Annotated in this window: 21 protein-coding genes and 1 other RNA gene; 5 read left to right on the forward strand and 17 right to left on the reverse strand. The window is 73.7% G+C overall.

Annotated features, from left to right (window positions below):
- Nucleotides 1-19 precede the first annotated feature (19 nt).
- On the reverse strand, nt 20-1,180 hold the full coding sequence (locus ACI79T_RS07675) for a glycerophosphodiester phosphodiesterase (protein ID WP_456609454.1): 1,161 nt from the start codon (nt 1,178-1,180) through the stop codon (nt 20-22).
- A gap of 143 nt (nt 1,181-1,323) precedes the next feature.
- Complete coding sequence (locus tag ACI79T_RS07680) at nt 1,324-2,175, reverse strand: patatin-like phospholipase family protein (protein WP_456609455.1); 852 nt, start codon at nt 2,173-2,175, stop codon at nt 1,324-1,326.
- Between the two features lie 76 nt (nt 2,176-2,251).
- Here ACI79T_RS07680 and ACI79T_RS07685 point away from each other — a divergent pair, with 76 nt between their 5' ends.
- Nucleotides 2,252-3,994, forward strand: coding sequence for a class I adenylate-forming enzyme family protein (locus ACI79T_RS07685; RefSeq protein WP_456609456.1), 1,743 nt, complete (start codon nt 2,252-2,254; stop codon nt 3,992-3,994).
- Nucleotides 3,995-4,068: 74 nt separating this feature from the next.
- Entirely contained in the window at nt 4,069-5,127 is a 1,059-nt protein-coding gene (locus tag ACI79T_RS07690; protein ID WP_456609457.1) for a potassium channel family protein, read from the forward strand.
- A gap of 264 nt (nt 5,128-5,391) precedes the next feature.
- Here ACI79T_RS07690 and ACI79T_RS07695 read toward each other — a convergent pair whose 3' ends face one another.
- Nucleotides 5,392-6,912, reverse strand: coding sequence for an adenylate/guanylate cyclase domain-containing protein (locus tag ACI79T_RS07695; RefSeq protein ID WP_456609458.1), 1,521 nt, complete (start codon nt 6,910-6,912; stop codon nt 5,392-5,394).
- Nucleotides 6,913-7,054: 142 nt separating this feature from the next.
- Here ACI79T_RS07695 and ACI79T_RS07700 point away from each other — a divergent pair, with 142 nt between their 5' ends.
- Complete coding sequence (locus tag ACI79T_RS07700; protein WP_456609459.1) at nt 7,055-7,615, forward strand: isochorismatase family protein; 561 nt, start codon at nt 7,055-7,057, stop codon at nt 7,613-7,615.
- Nucleotides 7,616-7,726: 111 nt separating this feature from the next.
- Nucleotides 7,727-9,472, forward strand: coding sequence for a DUF2207 domain-containing protein (locus ACI79T_RS07705; RefSeq protein ID WP_456609460.1), 1,746 nt, complete (start codon nt 7,727-7,729; stop codon nt 9,470-9,472).
- A 133-nt stretch (nt 9,473-9,605) separates the two neighbouring features.
- On the opposite strand, the gene ssrA is transcribed toward ACI79T_RS07705, so the two are convergent.
- From ssrA to prfB, 14 genes are all read right to left on the reverse strand, one after another.
- Nucleotides 9,606-9,981: a transfer-messenger RNA gene (gene ssrA, locus ACI79T_RS07710) on the reverse strand.
- 63 nt (nt 9,982-10,044) lie between these two features.
- A complete protein-coding gene (locus ACI79T_RS07715; RefSeq protein WP_456609461.1) occupies nt 10,045-10,455 on the reverse strand; it encodes a protein-tyrosine phosphatase family protein in 411 nt (136 codons plus the stop codon).
- 17 nt (nt 10,456-10,472) lie between these two features.
- A complete protein-coding gene (locus ACI79T_RS07720; protein WP_456609462.1) occupies nt 10,473-11,621 on the reverse strand; it encodes a magnesium and cobalt transport protein CorA in 1,149 nt (382 codons plus the stop codon).
- Nucleotides 11,622-11,897: 276 nt separating this feature from the next.
- Entirely contained in the window at nt 11,898-12,440 is a 543-nt protein-coding gene (locus ACI79T_RS07725; RefSeq protein WP_456609463.1) for a carboxymuconolactone decarboxylase family protein, read from the reverse strand.
- Nucleotide 12,441: 1 nt separating this feature from the next.
- Complete coding sequence (locus ACI79T_RS07730) at nt 12,442-13,311, reverse strand: SCO6745 family protein (RefSeq protein ID WP_456609464.1); 870 nt, start codon at nt 13,309-13,311, stop codon at nt 12,442-12,444.
- 10 nt (nt 13,312-13,321) lie between these two features.
- Nucleotides 13,322-14,326, reverse strand: a complete 1,005-nt coding sequence (locus ACI79T_RS07735) for a GNAT family N-acetyltransferase (protein WP_456609465.1) — start codon at nt 14,324-14,326, stop codon at nt 13,322-13,324.
- 47 nt (nt 14,327-14,373) lie between these two features.
- Nucleotides 14,374-15,378, reverse strand: a complete 1,005-nt coding sequence (locus ACI79T_RS07740; RefSeq protein WP_456609466.1) for a GNAT family N-acetyltransferase — start codon at nt 15,376-15,378, stop codon at nt 14,374-14,376.
- A gap of 43 nt (nt 15,379-15,421) precedes the next feature.
- Nucleotides 15,422-15,799 (reverse strand): VOC family protein, encoded by a 378-nt coding sequence (locus ACI79T_RS07745; RefSeq protein WP_456609467.1) that lies wholly within the window; start codon nt 15,797-15,799, stop codon nt 15,422-15,424.
- Nucleotides 15,799-16,689, reverse strand: coding sequence for an amidohydrolase family protein (locus tag ACI79T_RS07750; RefSeq protein WP_456609468.1), 891 nt, complete (start codon nt 16,687-16,689; stop codon nt 15,799-15,801). Before ACI79T_RS07750 ends, ACI79T_RS07745 begins: the two co-directional genes overlap by 1 nt.
- Nucleotides 16,690-16,712: 23 nt before the next feature.
- On the reverse strand, nt 16,713-17,627 hold the full coding sequence (locus ACI79T_RS07755) for an NADP-dependent oxidoreductase (protein ID WP_456609469.1): 915 nt from the start codon (nt 17,625-17,627) through the stop codon (nt 16,713-16,715).
- Nucleotides 17,628-17,640: 13 nt separating this feature from the next.
- On the reverse strand, nt 17,641-18,117 hold the full coding sequence (smpB, locus tag ACI79T_RS07760; protein WP_456609470.1) for an SsrA-binding protein SmpB: 477 nt from the start codon (nt 18,115-18,117) through the stop codon (nt 17,641-17,643).
- 129 nt (nt 18,118-18,246) lie between these two features.
- On the reverse strand, nt 18,247-19,131 hold the full coding sequence (ftsX, locus tag ACI79T_RS07765; RefSeq protein WP_456609471.1) for a permease-like cell division protein FtsX: 885 nt from the start codon (nt 19,129-19,131) through the stop codon (nt 18,247-18,249).
- A 60-nt stretch (nt 19,132-19,191) separates the two neighbouring features.
- Nucleotides 19,192-19,872, reverse strand: coding sequence for a cell division ATP-binding protein FtsE (gene ftsE, locus ACI79T_RS07770; protein ID WP_456609629.1), 681 nt, complete (start codon nt 19,870-19,872; stop codon nt 19,192-19,194).
- Nucleotides 19,873-20,064: 192 nt separating this feature from the next.
- The gene (prfB, locus tag ACI79T_RS07775) at nt 20,065-21,174 is read right to left on the reverse strand and encodes a peptide chain release factor 2 (protein ID WP_456609472.1); all 1,110 of its coding nucleotides are present in this window, start codon (nt 21,172-21,174) and stop codon (nt 20,065-20,067) included.
- Nucleotides 21,175-21,220: 46 nt separating this feature from the next.
- Between prfB and ACI79T_RS07780 the strand changes: the two genes are divergently transcribed.
- The gene (locus tag ACI79T_RS07780; RefSeq protein WP_456609473.1) at nt 21,221-21,511 is read left to right on the forward strand and encodes a DUF6343 family protein; all 291 of its coding nucleotides are present in this window, start codon (nt 21,221-21,223) and stop codon (nt 21,509-21,511) included.
- The last annotated feature ends 17 nt before the right edge of the window (nt 21,512-21,528 follow it).

Here is a 21,528-nt window from a genome sequence, read left to right on the forward strand (position 1 = left end):
GCCGGCCCGGCGGTCCGGCTCAGGCGGCCGGGGCCATGTCGCTCACGAACAGCTCGCGGGAGACGACGCCGGTGTCCGGCTGGTCGGTGAACATCCCGTCGATGCCGGCCTCCCAGAAGGCGGCGTGCTCCTCCAGCGCCCGGCCGTACTCGTCGAGCTCGGCACCGTCCCGCAGCGCCGGCGGCAGGAAGACGTTCTCGTTGCGGAACGTGTACGGGTGCACGAGCAGCGCCGCCCGGTGCGCGTCGTCGACCAGCGCCGTCGGGGTGCCGAGGGTGCCGTCCTCGTTGCGCGGGATGACCTGGTTCTTCTCCGGCCCCACGCCCTCGGCGTAGGCGGCGATCTCCTGGAGCCCGGCCGCGGTGGTCAGGTCGGCGTAGGTGCGCGGGTCACCGGCGGCGGTGAAGTCGTAGGGCTGGCCCGAACCCGAGAGCAGCTGCACCAGCCGCACGCGCACACCCTGCTCCTCCAGCTCGCGCAGGTTGGCCGTCTCGAACGACTGGATGAACACCGGCGAGTGGTGCTTGTGCACGCGCGCCTCGCGCAGGTCGGCCATCAGCGGCTCCTCGAGCGAGAGCCCGATGGAGTCGAAGTAGGTGGGGTGCTTGGTCTCGACGTAGACGCCGATCTCGCGGCGCAGCTCCTTGGTGAGCTGGGCGCGCAGCTCCAGCACCTCGTCGAGCGTCGGCACCTGGTAGAGGCCGTCGTAGAGGGTGTTCTCCTCGCGCACCTCGGGCAGCCGCTCCACGGCGCGCAGCGTCCGCAGCTCGGCGAGGGTGAAGTCCTCGGTGAACCAGCCCGTCAGGGGCGCCCCGTCGATCATCTTGGTGGTGCGGCGATCGGCGAACTCCGGCCGGTCGGCCACGTCGGTGGTCCCGGAGATCTCGTTCTCGTGCCGGGCGACCAGCACGCCGTCCTTGGTGCTGACGACGTCGGGCTCGATGTAGTCGGCGCCCATGCGGGCGGCCAGCGCGTAGGACGCGAGCGTGTGCTCGGGCCGGTAGCCGGAGGCGCCACGGTGCCCGACCACCAGCAGGTCGTCGGCCAGCGCCTCGCCGGGCTCCACGGCCGGCGGGCGGGGGGCGGCCCCCGCCGAGGCGGCGGCGGGGATGACGAGGGCCAGGGGCACGGCGACGGCGACGGCTGCCATCGAGGCCCGGAGGCGGTTCTTGCCGATCATGAGGACTCCCGCGGGTTCGGGCGGCGACCCTCGCCGCCGACCCCACGGGGATCACACCGACCCCGGATGGACGACACGCCCGTCCCGGGGCGAACCCCGGGTGACGACCGGACGGACACGAGATCCCCCGGCAGCCGGAGCGGTCAGGCGGTCCAGACCTCGGCCACCCGTGCGGCGACCGTCGCCGCCTGGGCCCGGCCGGCCCGCGCCGAGGGCTCTCGCGCGGCGGGGTCCAGGACGTTGCGGCCGATGGCCGCGCGGGCGCCCTCGTCCGGGGCGACCACGGCGACGCGCGCGAGCAAGCCGGTGACCTGGGCGTCCACGCTGGCCATCGGCCCCACGCCCCGCGGGATCGGCGCGAGCACGACCAGGCGGTCGTAGCCCTGCGCGAGATCGGCGTTCGCCGCCGACCGCATGCCGCCGTCGACGTACCGGCGGCCGTCGATGGTGACCGGGGGGTACACCCCCGGCACCGCGCAGCTGGCGGCCACCGCCTGCAGCAGCGGAACGCCGGACTCGCGGTCGAAGGGCCGGAACTCGCCGGTGGCGGCGTCGACGGCGGTGACGGTGAGCGGCCGGTCGGGCCACTCGCGGGAGACCAGCCGCGAGCCGATGACGTCCAGCCGCTCCTGCTCCGTGGGCGTGAGCCCGGCCTTCTCGGCCGCCAGCGCCAGAGAGCCCACGCGGCGGCGGAACTCCACGTCGCGGCCGCGGCTGGCCAGCATCGCCCAGGCGTACCGGGCCAGGTTGCCGCGGGTCATCCGGGCGACCCTCTCCTGCGTCGGGGGCTCCAGCTGGCGGGCGTACATCTCCTCCAGCGGCGCCCCGCTGGTGAGCTGGGCGCCCACCACCGAGCCGGCGGAGGTGCCGACGACCAGGTCGGCACCGCTGAGGTCGACCCCCGCCTCGGCCAGGCCGGCGAGCACGCCGATCTCCCACGCGATGCCGGTGATGCCTCCGCCGCCCAGGACGAGGGCGGTGCGCTGGTCGCTCATGGCTCCATCCTCACAGAACCCTCGACACCGGCTGTGAGCTGGGCCACCCTGTGGTGCCACCGACGAGAGGAAACGCATGACCACCGTGCAGTCCGCCCCGGGAACGACGACGGCCAGCTGGCCGCCCGGGCTGCCTCGCTCCCTGGACTACCCGCGGGTGCCGGTCGGGTCCATCATGCGGGCCGCCGTGCGCCGCTGGGGCGACCGGACGGCGTTCCTGGACCACGACGTGCCGCTGACCTTCACCGAGCTCGGGGCCCGCGCGCACGCCGTCGCCGGCTGGCTGGCCGACCACGGCATCGGGCGCGGCGACGTCGTCGCCGTCCACATCCCGAACTGCCGGCAGTACCCGCCGCTGTACTACGGGATCCTGCTGGCCGGCGCCACCTTCTCCCCGACCAACCCGCTGCTCCCGGCCGCCGACCTCGCCGCCCAGCTCGACGACGCCGGGGCGACGGTGCTCGTCACCTGGGACCAGGTGCTGCCGTTCGTGCGCGGCGCGCTGGCGCAGACCCCGGTGCGGACCGTCGTCGTGACCGGCGAGGCGCACATCCTCGACTTCGCCGCGCGGATCGACGGGCTCGAGGACGGCGACGTCGACCTCGCCGACCTGCTGGCCGGCGACCCCACCGACCGCCACCTGGACAGCGCCGTCGACGTGGTCGAGGACCTCGCGCACCTGGCCTACACCGGCGGCACGACGGGCGTCAGCAAGGGCGTGGAGCTGCCGCACCGCCAGGTCGTGACGAACGTGGTGCAGTCGGGTTGCTGGACCTCGGGCTCGGTGCCGGTGCTCGACGAGCACGGTGACGTGACGCTGGAGCAGGTGCTCGGCCCGGACGAGTGCCCCACCCGGCTCGGCGAGGCCCGGATCATCAACCTCACGCCGTGGTTCCACGCCATGGGCGCGATCGGCTACCTCAACGGCATGGTCATGGGCGGCACCATGACCGTCATCCACATGCGCTTCGACCCGGTGAAGTACGTCGAGGACATGGTCGCCCACCAGGTGACCTCCATCGGTGGCGCACCGCCGATCTTCGTCGCCCTCCTGCAGGTGCCCGGGTTCGCCGAGGCCGACCTCTCGCACGTCCGCGGGATCAGCAGCGGCGCCGCGCCGCTGCCGGTGTCGCTGATCGAGAAGATGGGCGCACTGATGCCGAACGCCACCATCGGCGAGGGCTACGGGCTCACCGAGGTCACGATGATGGCGACCGGCAACCCGTCCTTCCGCTCCGGCACCCGCAAGCCGGGCACGGTCGGGGTGCCGCTCTTCGACACCGAGATCAGCATCCGGCCGCTCGGCGGGGGCGACCCGCTGCCGGCCGGCGAGCGCGGCGAGGTCTGCATCCGCGGCCCGCAGGTGATGCGCGGGTACGCGCACCGCCCCGAGGCCACCGCCGAATCGATCGACGCCGACGGCTGGTTCCACTCCGGTGACGTCGGCATCCTCGACGAGGACGGCTACCTGGCGATCGTCGACCGCACCAAGGACATGCTGCTCTACAAGGGCTACAACGTGTTCCCGCGGGAGCTCGAGGAGATCCTGTTCGGCGTCCCCGGGGTGGGTGGCGCCGCCGTCGTCGGGCGGCCGGACGAGGACGCCGGCGAGCTGCCGGTGGCCTACGTCGTGCGCAAGGACGACGCCGATGGCGCCGCGCTCACCGCCGAGTCGGTGATGGCCGCGGTGAACGACAAGGTGACGCCGTACAAGCGGCTGCGCGACGTCCGGTTCATCGACGCGATCCCCGTGTCGGCGGCGGGCAAGGTGCTCAAGCGCGAGCTCGCCGCGCGCGAGCGGGAGGCCGTCGGGGGCTGACCGGATGCGCGCCGCCGCCCCCGATCGGGTGCGGCGGCGCGCATCCACGGTTCCCGCTCACTATCGTCCGCGGGGTGGACGAGGAGCGGAACGGTCTGGAGACCGAGCACACCGGCGTCCGGATCGCGCACGTCGAGTCGTCGCCGGTCCGCCAGGTGTGGCGCCGGGTGCTCATCGCGGCGGTCGTGCTCGTCGTCGTCATCCTCGTCGTCTACCTGGACCGGGAGGGGTACGAGGACAGCAAGGGCGGCCCGATCTCCGTCCTCGACGCCGCCTACTACGCGACCGTCTCGCTCTCCACCACCGGGTACGGCGACATCACGCCGGTCACCCCCGGCGCACGGCTGACCAACGTCCTGCTGATCACGCCGCTGCGCATCATGTTCCTGATCGTCCTCATCGGGACCACCCTCGAAGCGCTGACCGCCCGGTCGCGCGAGGAGTTCCGCATCCGTCGCTGGAGGTCCCGCGTGCGTCAGCACGTCATCGTGTGCGGTTACGGCACCAAGGGCCGCAGCGCCATCCGCTCGCTGCAGGCCAGCGGCACGCCGCTGGAGAAGATCGTCGTCGTCGACCCGGACCCGCGGTCGATCGACGAGGCCAACGCCATGGGGCTGACCGGCATCGTGGGCGACGCCGGCCGCACCGAGGTGCTGCGCCGGGCGTCGGTCGAGCGGGCCCGGGCGGTGATCGTGGCCGCCAACCGCGACGACGCGTCGGTGCTCATCACGCTGACCGTCCGCCAGCTCAACCCGAGCGTGCCGATCACCACCAGTGTCCGCGAGGAGGAGAACGCCAACCTGCTGCGGCAGTCCGGCGCGGACACCGTCATCACCACGTCGGCCACCTCCGGCCGGCTGCTGGGCCTGTCCACCGATGCCCCGCGCGTGGTCGCGGTGGTCGAGGACCTGGTCACCGGCGGCCAGGGCCTGGACCTGCACCAGCGGTCGGTGACCACCGACGAGGTCGGCCTCGGGCCACGCCAGCTGCGCGACATCGTCCTGTCGGTGACCCGCGGCGGGCGCACGCTGCGCTTCGACGACCCGCTGATCGGCACCCTGCAGTCCGAGGACGTGCTGGTCGTGGTGAAGGCGCACGAGCCCGGCAAGGCCATGCGGCCGCCGACGCAATAATTCTGTCGTCCTCCGGACGACACCGCGGCCAATTGCCGTCCCCTGCTGCGACGAGCGCCTTCGTCGTGCCTGCACGGGCCCCTCCGGGGCCCACTCGGCACGACCGTGCAATCCGCGGCCACGTGCCGTCCCCCACCTGCGGCGAGCGGGTCCGTCGCGCTAGCGCGGGCCCCTCCGGGGCCCACTCGGCACGACCCCGCCATCAGTGCTCGCCGACTGGTTCGGGTCCACTCGGCACGACCCTGCGTTCCCGCGGGAACGTCCCTAGTTGCGCACCCAGGTGGTCGTGGGCTCGTCGCGGCCGCGCAGGCGGACCTCCGCGTCGGGGCGCCAGTGGTGCCACTCGGCCGGCTCGGCCGCGAGCACCGTCGCCTCGCTGGCCACCGCCCGGCCCGGGTGGTCCTTGGCCAGCTCGGTGAGCCGGGCTGCCTCGTTCACCGGATCGCCGATGACGGTGTACTCCAGCCGTCTGGACGCGCCCACCTGACCGGCCCACACCCGGCCGAACGCGACGCCCACCCCGACGTCCACCTCGCCCGCCTCGGCGACCGCCGCGCAGATCCGCCGCGCCGCCCGCAACGCCGCGCCGGCCGGATCCGGGCGGTCGGCCGGGGCGCCGAAGACGCACAGCGCCGCGTCACCCTCGAACTTGTTCACCAGCCCGCCCTCGCCCTCGACGGTGTCGACGACGACGCCGAAGAACCGGTTGAGCAGGCCGACCATCTCCGCCGGCCCGGTGCGCCGCACCAGCGACGTGGAGCCGGCGATGTCGACGAAGAGCGCCGCGACGGTGCGCTCCTCCCCGTCCAGGGACACCCCGGTGGCCAGCGCCCGCTGGGCGACCGTCGTCCCCACGTGCCGGCCGAAGAGGTCGCGGAGCCGCTCCCGCTCGGCCAGGCCCGCGGCCATGGAGTTCACGCCCTCCTGCAGCAGGCCGATCTCGCCGGCGTCGTCGACCACGACCTCGACGTCGTAGTCGCCCCGGCCGACCTGCTGCACCGCGCGCCGCAGGTCCCGCAGCGGCCGCCCCACGGCCCGGGCGGTGAGCACGGTGGCCAGCGCGCCGACCAGCAGCGCGACGACGACGAGGAACACGACCGCCGTGCGCCCGGGGCCGTCGGGGTTGCTCGGGTCCAGGTACAGCAGGACGACGCCGAGCAGCGGGACGCCGGAGGTCAGACCCCAGGTGAGCAGCAGGCGGATGTGCACGCCGAGCGTCAGCGCACCGGCGGGCGGGTGGGCGGCCAGGGCGCGGGCGGTGACCACCCGGGCCGCCCGGGCGACCAGCAGGTAGGTGACACCGGCGGTGACCACGCCACCGAGCACCACCGCGACGCCGACCCGCGCACCGACCCGGGCATCGGGGAAGGCGAGGGCGGCGACGGCGCCCACCAGGACGGCACCCACCAGCCACACGAGGGCCGCGATGAGCGCGGTGTCCAGCGGCAACCGCAGCGCGTGCGACGCCTCCTCCCCCGTCGGCTCGCGGCCCGCCACCAGCCATCGGTTGGTGGCCCGCTGCCGCCGGAGCCCCGCCAGCACGGCGACCGGCAGCGCGACGGCCAGGTAGGCAGCCGCCGCCCCGAGCACCTCCGCCCGGCCGGCGCCGCCCTCGCCGTCCTCCACGCCGATCAGCAGCAGCACCACGGTGCCGACCCCGATCAAGTTCGCCGCGATGACCAGCAGCACGATGACCGGGACGGCCAGCCGGCCGCTGGGCGCCCACTCGGCCCAGCCGCCGTCCCGGGCCACCTGGCGCGGTCGGGAGCCCTGCTCGTCGGTCACGGTCGGCGCAACGAGGCCGGGCGGCCCAGGGTGCGGGGCCTCCCCCGATCGTGCGGACGGCGGCCCGGTGCTCGCCCGGCACCGAACCGTCCCCGGTCCGCCCTACGGTGACCCCGTCGTCCCGTCGCCGTCGGAGGCAGCCATGACCGCACTGGAGAACCGCCCGCGCACCGCCCTGCTCGTCATCGACGTGCAGAACGGCGTCGTGGGCAACGCCTACGACCGCGACCGCGTCGTCGGCAACATCCGGCAGCTCGTCGACAGGGCCCGCGCCGAGCAGGTGCCGGTGGTCTGGGTGCAGCACTCCGACGAGGAGCTGGCGCAGGGCTCGGAGGAGTGGCAGTACGTGCCCGAGCTGACGCGCCTCGACTCCGAGCCGCTGGTGCACAAGACCTACGGCGACTCCTTCGAGGACACCGACCTCGAGGAGCACCTCGCCGAGCACGCCGTCGGGCGGCTGGTGGTCACCGGCGCGCAGACCGACGCCTGCATCCGCTCGACGCTGCACGGAGCCCTGGTGCGCGGGTACGACGCCACGCTCGTCGCCGACGCGCACACCACCGAGGACCTGCGCCAGTGGGGCGTCCCGATCGGCCCCGACCAGGCGATCGCCTACACGAACGCCTACTGGGGATTCGCCTCCGCGCCGGGCCGCCGGGGCACCGTCTCCCCCACCGCGGAGGTCGACTTCTCCGGCGGCTGAGCGGTCCGGGGGCGGTCCCGCGCGCCGGACGCCGGGGCCGGGCCCGGGCGACCGGCATCATCACCCCCACGCCCGGGCACGCGCGCCCGGCCGGCGAGGAGGAGGAGACCCGTGACAGCCCCCCGACGGTCCGACCGCGTGCGCACGCGGCGGCGGTTCGACGTCGTCGGAGTCCTGCTGCTCGCGCTCGCGGTGGGCGTCCTCACAGCCGTCGTCGCTCTCGCCGGGGGCGGCGAGCGGGTGCGGCTGCTGTGGGTCGCGGCGACCGTCGAGGACGACGGCAACGCCCGCGTCACCGAGGTCATCGACTACGACTTCGGCGGCGAGGAACGGCGCGGCATCCTCCGCCAGGTAGAGGGCCTGGACCCCGCAGACCCGGTCGAGGCGTCCTCGACGGACGCCCCCGACGACGTCACCGTCACCGAGGCCGGGGAGATCCGGGTCGGGGACCCGGACCGGACGGTGACCGGCCGGCACCGGTACGTCCTCAGCTACACCCTCGACGGCGTCGTCTCCGGGGACGCGCTGGCGTGGGACGCGGTGGGCACGGGGTGGGACGTGCCGATCGACGCCGTCCGGGTGCACGTGAGCGCACCCGCCGAGCTGGCGCAGGGCAGCTGCTCGGCGGGCGAGCCCGGATCCACCGAGCCCTGCGCCGTCGAGCGGACCGAGCCGGGGCACCTCGTCGCCCAGGTGGACGAGCTGGACGCCGGCGAGGGCGTCACCGTCTCCGGGACCGTCGGCGCCGCCCTCGACAGCGCCCCCGCGCTGCCCGGGCCACCGGCCACCGCGCCGCCGGTCGAGGGCTCGAACCCGCTGTGGCCCGGCGCCGTCGCCGGCGGGGTCGCGCTGCTGGCGGCGGCGGTCGCCCTGGCCGCCATCCGGCGCGCCGGCCGGGAACGGGTGCCGACGGTCGGCATCCCGGTGACCTCCGGTCCCGGCGAGCAGGCGCGGATCGACCTGGCCACGCTCGCCGACCACGCATCCCCCTCCCCCACGCTCCCGGTGGGGATCTCCCCCGCACAGGGCGGCGTGCTGTTGGCCGGATCGGTCACGGCGGCGCACCGGACCGCCTGGCTGATCGACCAGGCCGTGGCCGGCACCGTCGACCTGGAGGCGGCGGACGGGCGTGCCGACGAGGTCACCCTGGTAAGGCGACAGCCCGGTGAGGGGCCGGCCCGCCGCCTGCTGGACCAGCTGTTCCAGGACCGCGAGCGGTTGCCGCTCGGCGAGTACGACGAGGGGTTCGCCAAGGGGTGGGCCGCACTGGGCAAGGAGCTCGGCGACTGGCAGGTCTCGAGCGGGCTCTGGGATGGCGACGCCGACCGGCGCACGGTGTGGATCCGGGTGCTGGGCGGGCTGGCCGGGGTGGCCGGCTTCGCGCTGGCCCTGTTCGCCGGCTACCTGTCGATCGAGGACGTCGGGCTGCCGCTCGTGCTGGCCGGAATCGGCGGCGCCCTGGCCGGGGCGGGGGCGGCCGCGGCGATCGCCGGCTGGGAGCTGCGCGTGCTCACGCCGGCCGGGTCCGCGGCCTGGCTGCAGGTCGAGTCGTTGCGGCAGTTCCTCGCGTCCGCGTCACCGACCGCGGTGGACGAGGCGATCGGCTCCGGCCGGCTCGGCCGGTACACGGCGTGGGCCGTGGCGCTGGGCGAGGCGGAGCGCTGGGCCGAGCTGGCCTCCGCCGCCCGCGTGCCGGTCCACTCCTCCTCCGACGCGCGGTACCTCCACTACGCGGTCTACGCACCGGTCCTCGTCGCCGGCTGCGGTACCGCCAGCACGGCACCGTCCTCGTCCGGCGGCACGAGCGGCGCGAGCGTCGGTGGTGGAGCCGGAGGTGGTGGCGGCGGCTCCTGGTGACCCCTCGGGTACCCCCGACCGGCCGACGGATCGGCCACGGGTGGCGGCCGGCCCGTCCGGTGCGGGACAGGCGACCGGAGGGCGGACGCACGAGAGCCCCGGTCATCGACCGGGGCTCTCGCACGCAACAGGATGGTGGAGGCGGCGGGAATCGAACCCGCGTCCTGCGACGCATCACCAGGGCTTCTCCGAGCGCAGTTCGCTGTGCCTCTGCTCGGCCCTCCCGATCTCACGAACGAGTCGGGATGACGGGCCCAGTCGCTGTTCGGTGTCCCACACGCACCCGCGACCGGTGCGTGCGGTGAGTCATCTAGCTGATGCCAGGATCCGGGCCGATGACGAACCCGGGCTGACAGACTCGCCTAGCTGCTGTTAGGCAGCGAGAGCGAAGTCGCGCTGATTGGAATCGGCGCTTGTGTGTTTTGCAACGGATGGTTAACGAGATCATCGTTGCCTTCCTCGGCTCGCTTCCCCTGGTCAAACGACCGCAGTCGAGACCAATCGCCCCCTGTGTAGTTGTTCGAACAGCTTAACGGGCCGCGCCACCCGGTTGTTCCCCCCGGGCCCCGGCGTCACCCCTCGGCGAGCCGCCGGAGCCAGCGGCGCTGCCACGGCGTCTCGACCGCGCGCGGGTGGTACCCGGCCCGCACCCACCGGACGGCGTCGCGCGGTGGCGACCCGTCGAGCACCGCCAGCGCGGCCAGCGCCGTCCCGGTCCGGCCAATCCCGCCGGCGCAGCCGACCACCACCCCCTCCCCGGCCGCCGCCCGCCGGTGCGCCTCGCGCAGCGCGTCCACCGCGTCGGCGCGGTCCACCGGCACCCAGAAGTCCGGCCAGCGCACCCGCCGGTGAGGGCCATCCGGCGCCGGCCCGCGGCCCAGCACCAGCGCGAAGTCCGCCGGCTCGGCCGGTGCCCCCAGCCGGCGTCCCCGCACGTGGGCACCGGAGGGCAGCGTGACCACGCCACCTGCGGCGTCGGCCATCGCACCTCCCCGGAGGGTCAGATCCAGTCGCGGCGCTTGAACACCAGGTACAGCGTGAGGCTGACCCCGAGCATCAGCACCAGCGCGAACGGGTAGCCCCATACCTCGTCCAGCTCGGGCATGTGCTCGAAGTTCATGCCGTACACGCCGCCCACCAGACTCGGCGCGAAGAGGATGGCCGCCCAGGCCGAGATCTTCTTGACCTCCTCGCCCTGGGCGATGCTCGTCTCGGTGAGCTCGCGGATCTCCTCGTTCTGCCGCTGCGCCACCAGGGTCGCGTTCACGGTGAGGATGTCGCGCAGCTGCAGCCGGAAGCCCTCCACCCGCTCGGTGACCTGGATGACGTGGTCGGCGACGTCGCGCAGGTAGCTCCGCAGCTCCTCGTCGACCCCGTACTTGTCGAACCCGGCGGTCAGGGCGGCGATGATGCCGCTGAGCGGCTGGGCGGCGCGCTGGAACTCCAGCACCTCCTGCGACAGCTCGTAGATGCGCCGGGAGACGCCGGGGTCGCCACCGAAGACCTGGGTCTCGATCTCGTCGATGTCGTTGGCCAGCCCGTCGACCACCGGCCGGTACCCGTCGACGACGGCGTCCAGCGTCGCGTACAGCACCGACTCGCTGCCCTTGGCCAGCAGCGCCGGGTCGCTCTCCAGCCGGCGGCGCACCCGCGAGAGGTCGGGCGACTCGCTGTGCCGCACGGTGATGGCGAAGTCGCGGCCCAGGAACAGGTGCAGCTCCCCGAACTCCACCTCCTCGACCGCGTCCAGGTACCGGGCGGACTTGAGGACGACGAAGAGAGTGCTGCCGTACCGCTCGAACTTCGGCCGCTGGTGGGCCTTGATCGCGTCCTCGACGGCGAGCTCGGGCAGGTCGTAGAGCTCGGCCAGGGCCCCCAGCTCGCTCGGCTGCGGGCGGTAGAGCCCCATCCAGGCCAGCCGCTCCTCGCCGGCGGCCAGCTCCTCCCGGCTCTCGGCCGCGGTCTCCGGCGTGGCGATGCGGCGGCCCTCGGAGTAGACCGCGTTGTCCACCATCCGCGCCTGGGCGGGCGGGGCGTCCGGCACCGCCGCGGACGCCGTGGCACCGCTCGGCGGCGGCACGGGCTCCAGCCGGGGACGGCGGGTCAGCGTGGTGAGGGCGGTCAGCGGTGCGAGACGGCGCTCGGTCATGACGGGCTCCCGGGGCGAGGGGACGGCGGTGGGCACCGGAGTGGCCCTCCCCACCGGCCCCCGGGCCCGCCCGCGCCTCGTGTGCAGCGCGGCTGGACCCGGTCCTCGGTCAGGCGGGGAGGACCTCGGGATCGGTACTGGGAGGCTCGCTGCGCATGACGGCCTCCTCCCTGGTCCGGCCGCCCGCCCTCGCAACACGGCCGTCGACCATGGTCCCACGCGAGCGGCCCCGGCCCGAGGGTGTGCTCGCCCACACGGGTGAGCGCCGGCGACGGGTCAGCCGGCGACCTCACCGTCCGGCAGCGGCACCTCCAGGGCGACCAGGAACCGCGAGACCATCGCGTACCCCGCCACGGTGGCCGTGAGCTCGACGACCTGGCGGTCGTCGAAGTGCTCCCGCACCGCCGCGAACACCGCGTCGGGAACGGCGACGCCCCGGGTGGAGGCATCGGTGAACGCGAGGACGGCGGACTGCACCGCGGACCAGGCGTCCCCGGCCGCGTCCGGTCGGCGCAGCAGCTCGAGCTGGCCGTCGGTCAGCCCGGCCCGCTGCCCGATCGGGGCGTGCGCGGCCCACTCGAACTCCGCGTCGTTCAGCACCGCGACCCGCAGGATGACCAGCTCGCGCAGGTCGGCCGGCAGCGTCGTGCCCGAACGGAGCGCGCCCAGCAGCGCGTTCCACCCCTCCGCGACCGGCGGGCTGTGCAGCAGCAACCGGTCCAGGGAGCTCAGCCGTCCGCCCCGGCGCACCCGCATGCGGTCGGCGACCTCGCCGTCCTCCGCGGCGAGCGGCAGGCGGGCTTCCGCACCGTGCGCCACGTCAGCCGCGTCCGAAGATGCCCTGGCCGAACGCGCCGTTGGCGGTCAGCACGCGGGAGAGCCCCTTGCCGAGCTCGACCACCCGGCCGGTCTTCACCGCGCCCAGCGACAGCCACGGGTCGGCGGCCAGGGCGTCGGTCTGCATCTCGATGCGGGCGCGCAGCTCGTTGCCCTCCTCGGTCAGCCCGGCGTCGTCGAGCAGCCCGCGGTCGGCGAGCGCGGCGCAGGCGGCGTCCCACTGCTCGTCGTTCCACCCGCGGGTGGCCTTGGCGGCCTGCACGGTGAAGCCGCGCCCGGTGGCGCAGTGGGTGATCAGCGCCTCCAGGCCGGTCAGCCCGGCGTGCACCAGGACGGCGACGTGCCCGTCGCCGCGGTGCTCGCGCAGCAGGGTGGCCCCGTGCCACAGGGCCAGCAGCGGCTCCTCCGGCCACGGCAGGTCGGCGTGGCCGGCGTAGAGCGGCCGGCCCTCGGCGCTCAGGCCGGCGCTGGCCTCGCGCAGCAGCCCGGCCAGCTCCGCGACCTCCGGGGAGCCGGCGGCCTCCTCACCGAGCAGCCGGGTGAGGGAGGCGCGGGCGGCGTCGAGCCGGGCGGCACGCACCTGCTCGGGCGAGGCGAGCGTCCAGGCGCGCGGGATCATGTGCGCGACCAGCGACGGGGCGAAGTTGTAGAACGTCGCCGTCACCACGCCGGCCCCCACGGCGCCCATGGGGGCGGCGCGGCCGGCGAAGTAGACCATCCGCCCCGGCCGCAGGCCGATCGCCCCGAGGTGCTCGTCCTGCTCGGGGGCGAAGTACAGGTGCGAGTGCAACGGGTCGATCGCGCGGTGGGCACGACCGACGAGGGCGGGATCGAAGTGATCGGCGCTGACCATGCGCCGGACCTTAGTCAGCCCGCCCCTGAGGAGACAGCCGGCGGGACCAGGAGACCTGGGTGTGCGCGGTCGAGAACCCGAGGCTCTCGTAGAGGCCGAGCGCGCCGGTGGAGTTCTCGCTGTCGACCTCCAGACCCGCCGTCTGGCAGTCGTTCGCGGCCGCCACGTGCAGCGCCTCGATGATGACCGCCTTCGACAACCCCCGCCCCCGGGCCCGCGGCACCACGCCGATCTGCCCGAAGTAGCACTGCCGGGTCCCGGTCGCCCGCCCGCCCGACTCGTGCACGTAGGCCAGCGCGTAGCCGACGACCTCGCCGTCGAGGACCGCCAGCACCGACAGGTCGGGGCGGAAGGCACGCATGCCGGTGAACATCACCTGCCAGGAGACGGCGTCGCGCTCGCTGGACCCGTAGTGCTCGGTGAACGCCGCGTTGTGCGCCTGCCGGACCTGCTCGTCGCGGTCCCAGGTGAAGGGCACCAGCTGCACGCCTTCCACGACGCGACGGTCGGGCAGCCCGGTGAGCGGGCGCTCCATGTGGAAGAACCAGCGCAGCTGCTCCAGCCCGGCCCGGCGCAGCAACGCCTCCAGCGACGTCTGGCTGGTGTACACGGTCGCCGTGAGCCGGGCCGGCGCCTCGGGATGGCGGGTCGCGTGCAGCTCGGCTCCGCGGTCGAGCTGCCAGGCCAGCAGCGCCCGGCCGATCCCCTGCCCCCGCCACTCGGGGTGCACCCGGCCCTGCAGGTGGACGCCGTAGGCGTCCCGGAAGGTGGGCGGGGCGATGGTGGTGGCGTAGCCGACGACGGTGCCGTCCCGGGACTGGACCAGCAGTCCGTCGTGGTCGAGGTCGACCAGCTCGTTGACCCACAGCTCGACCAGATCGGCGCCGTCGGGGTGGTCGCCGGTGTGGTCCACCGGCTCCGACGCGGCCAGCAGTGCGGCGACCGCGTCCGCGTCGTCGGCTCGGAGTGGTCGGACGGTCAGGCCGTCGGGCAGGGCAAGGCGGGGCGTGGACACGGGGACCCAGGCTACGGGCGCCCCTCCGGCCGGCCGTCGCCGCGCAGTCAGCCGGACGCCGCGACCGCGGGGAGTGCCCGGGCCCACGACACCTGCGTGCGCACCGTCTCGAAGCCCAGGCCCTCGTAGAGGCGCAGCGCGCCGGTGACGTTGTCGCTGTCGACGTCGAGCACCGCGGTGCGGCAGTCGGCGCCGGCGGCCGTCCGGAGGGCGGCGGCGATCGCCGACGACGCGATCCCTCGCCCACGGGCGGCCGGCAGCACGCCGATCTGGCCGAGGACCACCTCGCGGTAGCCGCGCGCCTTCGTGTCGGACTCGTAGACGTACGCCAGGGCGTAGCCCAGGACGACACCGTCCTCGACGGCGACGACCGACAGGTCGGGCCGGAACGAGCGCTGCCCGGTGAACAGCTTCTGCCACGCCGCCTCGTCGCGCTCGGTCGAACCGTGGTGCTGGGTGAACGCCGTGTTGTGCGCCCGCCGCACCTCGTCGTCGCGGTCAGGCGTGAAGGGCACGAACGCCACGCCCGGTACCGGCCGGAGGTCGGGCAGGCCGCCGGCGAGCTCCCGCGCCATGGTGCGGTACCAGCGCTCCGCCGTCAGCCCGCGTCGCCGGGCAAGCCGCTCCAGGTGGGGCTGGGTCCCGAAGACCCCGGCCACCGGCCGGGCCGGGACGTCGGGATGCCGCTCGGCGTGCAGCTCGGCTCCGCGCGCGAGCTGCCAGTCCAGCAGCGCCGCCCCGATGCCGACGCCCCGCCGGTCCGGGTGCACCCGCCCTTCCAGCGTGACGCGGAAGGCGTCCCGGACGCCCGAGCCGGCGAAGACGACCGCGTATCCGGCGAGCGCGCCGTCGGCGTCGCGGACGGCCAGCCCGTCGCGGGCGAGGTCGATCTCCCAGCCGGCCCACCACTCGCTGACGTCGTCGGCCTCGGGGAACTCGCCGGTGTCGTCCAGGGGCTCGGCGGCGACGAGCAGCGCCGCCACGGCCGGGATGTCGTCGGTGTGCAGCGGGCGGGCGGTGAAGCCGGCGGGGACGGCGGGAAAGTCGGCCACGGAGCGAGAGGTTAGGCAGCCGGCCGCATCGCGGCCAGCGAATTCAGCGACGCACGAAGAGGCAGAAGGGATGGCCCGCGGGGCCGCGGTAGACCCGCACGATCTCCGCGTCGTCCTCGTGCCCGCCGACCTGCTCGGCCCCGGCACCCTCCGCGACCGCGCAGGCCGCCTCGAGGTCGTCGACCAGGAGGTCCAGGTGCTGCTGCATCTGCTGGGTCCCCGGCTCCGGTGGCCACACCGGCGGCACGTGGTCGGTCTCGAGCTGGAAGGACAGCCCGGTGCCGCCGTCGGCAGGCCGGAGGGTCGCCCACTGGTCGGTGTCGTTCCGCAGCGGCCAGCCGAGCAGCCGTTGGTAGAAGCGGGCCAGCCCGCGCGGGTCGGGGGTGCCGAGGACGGCGGCGGTGAGGGTGAAGCTCGGCATCAGGCCTCCAGTCCGAACAGCCGGGCGCCGTTCTCCCACAGGACGGCGCGCAGCCACTCCTCCCCCAGGTCCAGCCGGTGCAGCGCCTGCAGCTGGTGCGCGTAGGCGTACGGGATCGAGGGGAAGTCGCTGCCGAGGAGCACCTTGGCACGCAGGGCCGACAGCCGCGGGAGGTCGGTCCGGTCGAAGGGCATCAGCCGCTCGGTGAAGTCGGTGGCGAACATCGTGGTGTCCAGGTGCACCCGCTCGTACCGCTCGGCGAGATCGAGGAACGCCCGGTACTCGGGCATGCCCAGGTGCGCGATGACCAGCTGCAGCCGCGGGTACCGCTCGAGCAGGCCGATCATCGGCTCGGGGCCGGTGTGCTCGCCGGCCAGCGGACCGGAGCCGCAGTGGATGACGACCGGCGTGCCGGTCTCCTCCAGCCGCGCCCACACCTCGTCGAGGAGCTGGTCGCGCGGGTCGAAGGCACCCACCTGGACGTGCACCTTGAACACCCGGGTGCCGCCGTCCAGGGCGGCGGCGACGTAGGCCGGCGCCTCCGGCTCGGGGTAGAACGTGGCCGACCGCAGCACCTGCGGGTGGGCGGCGGCGAACCCGGCCGACCACTCGTTGAGCCAGGCGGCCATCCCGGACTTGTGCGGGTAGGGCAGCGTCGGGAAGGCCCGCACCCCCAGCCGCTCCAGGACGGCGAGCCGCTCGTCCTCGGACAGCGGGTAGGCGACCGGCCAGTCGGCGCCGTAGTGCGTCCCGGCCGCCTCGAAGTACTGCCACACCTTCGCCTGCACCCGCTCGGGCAGGAAGTGCACGTGCACGTCCACCAGCCCGGGGAGCCCGAGCTCCCGCCAGTACCGCGGGACGTCCTCGTCACCGACGGGCGGCTCGACCATGCCCGAGACCGTATCTGCCGTCCTCAGTCGAGGGTGACGACGACCTTGCCGCGCACGTGCCCGCCGGCGACCAGCCGGTGGGCCTCGACCAGGTCGGCCAGCGGGAACGCCTTGGCGATCGGCACCCGCAGCTGGCCGGCGTCGGCCATGCGACCGAGCTCCTCCAGGTCGGCGTGCTCAGGGCGGACGAAGACGTACCGGCCCCCCATCTCGTTCACCGACGGGTCGACCACCGAGGCGATCCGCGACCGGTCCCGCGCCTGCTCCGGGGCATCGGCGAGCGCGTCGCCACCGACCAGGTCCAGGACGGCGTCGACCGGCTCGGCCAGCTGCTCGCTGATCGGGCCGGCGGAGTAGTCGAGCACCTGCGCGCAGCCGGCGTCGGTGAGGAAGCCGTGGTTGCGCGGGCTGGCGGTGCCGATGACGGTGGCGCCCAGCGCGACGGCGATCTGGACGGCGTTGAAGCCGACGCCGCCGGCGGCCCGGTGGACGAGCACACGGTCGCCCTCGCCGACCTCCAGCGCCTCGGTGAGCGCCTGGTAGGCGGTCAGCCCGGCCAACGGGAGGGCCCCCGCCTCGGCGAAGGACAGCGACTCCGGCTTGTGGGCGAGGCAGCGCTGCGGGGCGGGCACCAGCTCGGCCGCCGTCCCCCACTGGACGTCGTCGCGGCGCACGTAGCCGAACACCTCGTCACCGGGCCGGAAGGCGACGACCGCGGGGCCGACCGCCTCGACCACGCCGGCGACGTCCCAGCCCGGGACGATCGGGAAGTGGTGCGGGAAGAAGCCCGCCAGACCGCCGGCGCGGATGCCCATGTCCACCGGGTTGACGCCGGCGGCGCGCACGCGCACCAGCACTGTGTCGGGCCCGACCGGCGGCTCGGGCAGGTCGTCCCGCAGGGTCAGGACGTCGTCGTCGCCGAACCGGTCGTAGGCCATTCCTCGCACGGGCTCAGCGCCGTCCCTTCACGTACCGCCCGAAGGCCTTCTGGATCTCGCGGCGCGAGTCGCGCTCGGCGAGGTCGTGCCGCTTGTCGTAGGACTTCTTGCCCTTCGCCAGCGCGAGCGTGGCCTTGACCTTGCCGTCCTTGAAGTACAGGTCCAGCGGCACGAGCGTGAGCCCGCCCTCGCGGGTCTTGCCCTCGAGCTTGTCGATCTCCTCGCGGTGCATGAGCACCTTGCGCTTGCGGCGCGGGGCGTGGTTGGTCCAGGTGCCCTCGGTGTACTCCGGGATGTGCACGTGCTGCAGCCACACCTCGCCGCTGTCGATCGAGGCGAACCCGTCGACGAGGGAGGCACGGCCTGCCCGCAGGCTCTTCACCTCGGTGCCGGTGAGCACCAGGCCCACCTCGTAGGTGTCGAGGATCGAGTAGTCGTGCCGCGCCTTCTTGTTCTGGGCGATGAACTTGCGCCCCTGTTCCCGCGGCAATGTTCCTCCGTCGTCCTCCGGACGACACCGCGGCCAGGTGCCGTACCCATCTGCGACGAGCGTGCCCCGGCCCTCGTCGTGGAGGCCTCCGGCCCCCACTCCTCGGCCGTCTCGCGGGGCGGCTCGCCCCTACAACCTTACGTACAGGCGCAGGGTCACGTAGGCGGCGACCGCGGCCAGCCCCACACCGACCCCGGAGACGACCACGCTGTTGGTGATGATCGCGTCCCACTCGACCGGCGGGATGATGCCCGCCTTGATCGGCCCGGCCAGCGTGCGGTCGATGAAGAGGACCTTGGTCAGGATGAGCCCGCCGGCGGCCAGCAGGCCACCGATGAGGCCGGCGAACGCGGCCTCCAAGATGAACGGCAGCTGGGTGTACCAGCGGGAGGCGCCGACCAGCCGCATGATGTTGGTCTCGTTGCGCCGGTTGAACGCGGCCAGCTGGATGGTGTTCGAGATCAGTAGCAGGGCCGCCAGCGCCTGGACGACGGCCACGGCGATCGTCGCGTTGCGGGCCCCGTTGAGCAGGCTGAACAGGCGGTCGAGGAAGTCACCCTCGTCGCGCACCTGGTCGACGCCGTTCTCCCCGTTGGGGAACTCGGCGGCGATGACCTCGTAGCGCTCGGGGTTCACCAGCTCCACGCGGAAGCTCTCCGGCAGCGCGTCGGGCGGGGTGTTCTCCACCAGCTCGGGCTGCTGGCTGAACTGCTGCCGGAAGCGCTCGTAGGCCTCTTCGCGCGTCTCGTAGATGAAGTTCGCGACCTCCGGCGAGCCGGACAGCTCCTGCTCGATCGCCGCCCGCTGCTCGTCGGTGACGTCGTCGGCCAGGAAGATGGAGACCTGCACCTTGTCGTAGTAGATCTCCTTCATGTCGGAGATCATCCCGGCGATGAGCAGACCGGTGCCCATGAGGCCGAGCGAGATGGCCGTGGTCAGGATCATCGCGACCGTCATGGTGAGGTTGCGACGCAGCCCGGTGGCCACCTCGGAGAGCACGAAATTGACGCGCATGGATTCCCTGTCGTGGAGTGCGTGCGGACGCGGTCGGTGGTGTCGGTGCGGGAGGCGCTGCTAGCGACCCACGCCGTAGACACCGCGCGACTGGTCGCGGGTGAGGACTCCCCCGTTGAGCTCGATGACGCGGCGGCGCATGGAGTCGACGATGTGGTAGTCGTGCGTCGCCATGATCACCGTGGTGCCGGTCCGGTTGATCCGCTCGAGCAGCAGCATGATGCCCTCGCTGGTCTCCGGGTCGAGGTTTCCGGTCGGCTCGTCGGCCAGCAGCACCAGGGGGCGGTTGACGAACGCGCGGGCGATCGCGACGCGCTGCTGCTCACCACCGGAGAGCTCACCGGGCAGCCGGCCGGCCTTGCCCTCCAGCCCGACCATCTCCAGCACCTCGGGGACGACCCGCTTGATCGTCCGGTGCGGCTTGTTGATGACCTCGAGCGCGAAGGCGACGTTCTGCGCCACCGTGCGGTTGCGCAGCAGCCGGAAGTCCTGGAAGACGCAGCCCATGGTGCGGCGGAGCTTGGGCACCTGCCACTTGCTCATGGTGTTCAGCGCCTTGCCGTTCACCGAGACCGTGCCCGTCGTCGGGTCGTCCTCCTTCAGCAGCAGCCGCAGGAAGGTCGACTTGCCCGAGCCGGAGGACCCGATGAGGAAGACGAACTCGCCCTTGTCGATCTCGGTGGACACGTCGTCAAGGGCAGGCCGGCCGCTGGCCGGGTACAGCTTGGTGACGTGTTGCATTTCGATCACGAGGCGCCACGGTACTAGTCCCGGAGGCCCCGACGGCTGCTTCGCCACGGAACGCTCCGGACTCGTTCTCGCCCTGTGTCACCGTAACCCCGCAACGGCCCGGTCGCCCGGTCACGGACGGTTGCGTCCGGCTCCGGATCGCCCGCGAAAATGTGACCGCACTCGCGGCGGCCCGGTCGGGCCTTACGCGGCGGTGGTCTCCTGCTGCTTGCGCCAGCGGATGCCCGCCTCGATGAACGAGTCGATGTCGCCGTCGAGCACCGACGAGGTGTTGCCGGTCTCCTGGTCGGTGCGGAGGTCCTTCACCATCTGGTACGGGTGCAGGACGTAGGAGCGCATCTGGTTGCCCCAGCTGCTCCCCTCGCCCTTGAGCGCGTCCATCTCGGCCCGCTGCTCGGCCTGCCGGACGACGAGCAGCCGGGCCTGCAGCACCCGGAGCGCGGCGGCCCGGTTCTGGATCTGCGACTTCTCGTTCTGGCAGGAGACGACGATGCCGGTGGGGATGTGGGTCATCCGGACGGCGGAGTCGGTCGTGTTGACGCTCTGCCCACCGGGCCCCGACGAGCGGAAGACGTCGACCCGGATCTCGTTCTCCGGGATGTCGACGTGGTCGGTCTGCTCGACGACCGGCAGCACCTCGACGCCGGCGAAGGAGGTCTGCCGACGGCCCTGGTTGTCGAACGGCGAGATGCGCACCAGCCGGTGGGTGCCCTGCTCGACCGAGAGCGTGCCGTAGGCGTAGGGCACCTTCACCGAGAAGGTGGCCGACTTGATCCCGGCCTCCTCGGCGTAGCTGATGTCGAGCACCTCGGTCGGGTACTTGTGCCGCTCGGCCCAGCGCAGGTACATCCGCATGAGCATCTCGGCGAAGTCGGCGGCGTCGACGCCGCCGGCCTCGGACCGGATGGTCACCAGCGCCTCGCGGCTGTCGTACTCGCCGGAGAGCAGGGTGCGCACCTCGAGCTCGGCGATGGCGCTGCGGATGCTCTCGAGCTCCTGCTCGGTCTCGGCGGTGGTGGCCTCGTCGTTCTCCTCGGCGGCCATCTCGTGCATCAGACCGACGTCCTCGAGCCGGCTGCGGAGCTCCTCCACCCGACGCAGGTCGCCCTGCATGTAGGAGAGCTTGGAGGTCAGCGCCTGCGCGGCCTCGACGTCGTCCCAGAGGTCGGGGGCGGCGGCCTGCTGCTCGAGCTCGGCCACCTCCCGGCGGAGTCGGTCGACGTCGAGGACGGCCTCGATCGACTTCAGGGTCGTGTCGAGTTCGTCCAGGACGACGGAGAAGTCAGCGGCCACGTCGACCCAGGGTAGTGCGCCCCCCGCCCGGGTAGGCAGGTGTGCCATGACGGACCCGAACCGACCACGTTCCCGGGAGGACTACGCCCGCGGCCTCCCCGACCACCACGACCCCACGGCGGGCCTCGGCGGAGCCCCCTCGGCCCGGTCGGCGCTGACCCTCCGGCTCGTCCTGGCGATCTTCGGCCTGGTCGTCTGCATCGGGGGCGGGATCCTCATGCTGCGGGCCGACCCGGTGCCGGTCGCGTTCCCGATCGTGCTGTTCGTGCTCGCCGCCGTCGCCGCGGTCGACATCGTGGTCATCCTCCGGCGGAAGGCGCGCGGCGAGCCGGGCTGATCCCGTCCGCCGGCCCG

This window comes from Blastococcus sp. SYSU DS0619 (genome assembly GCF_054051035.1).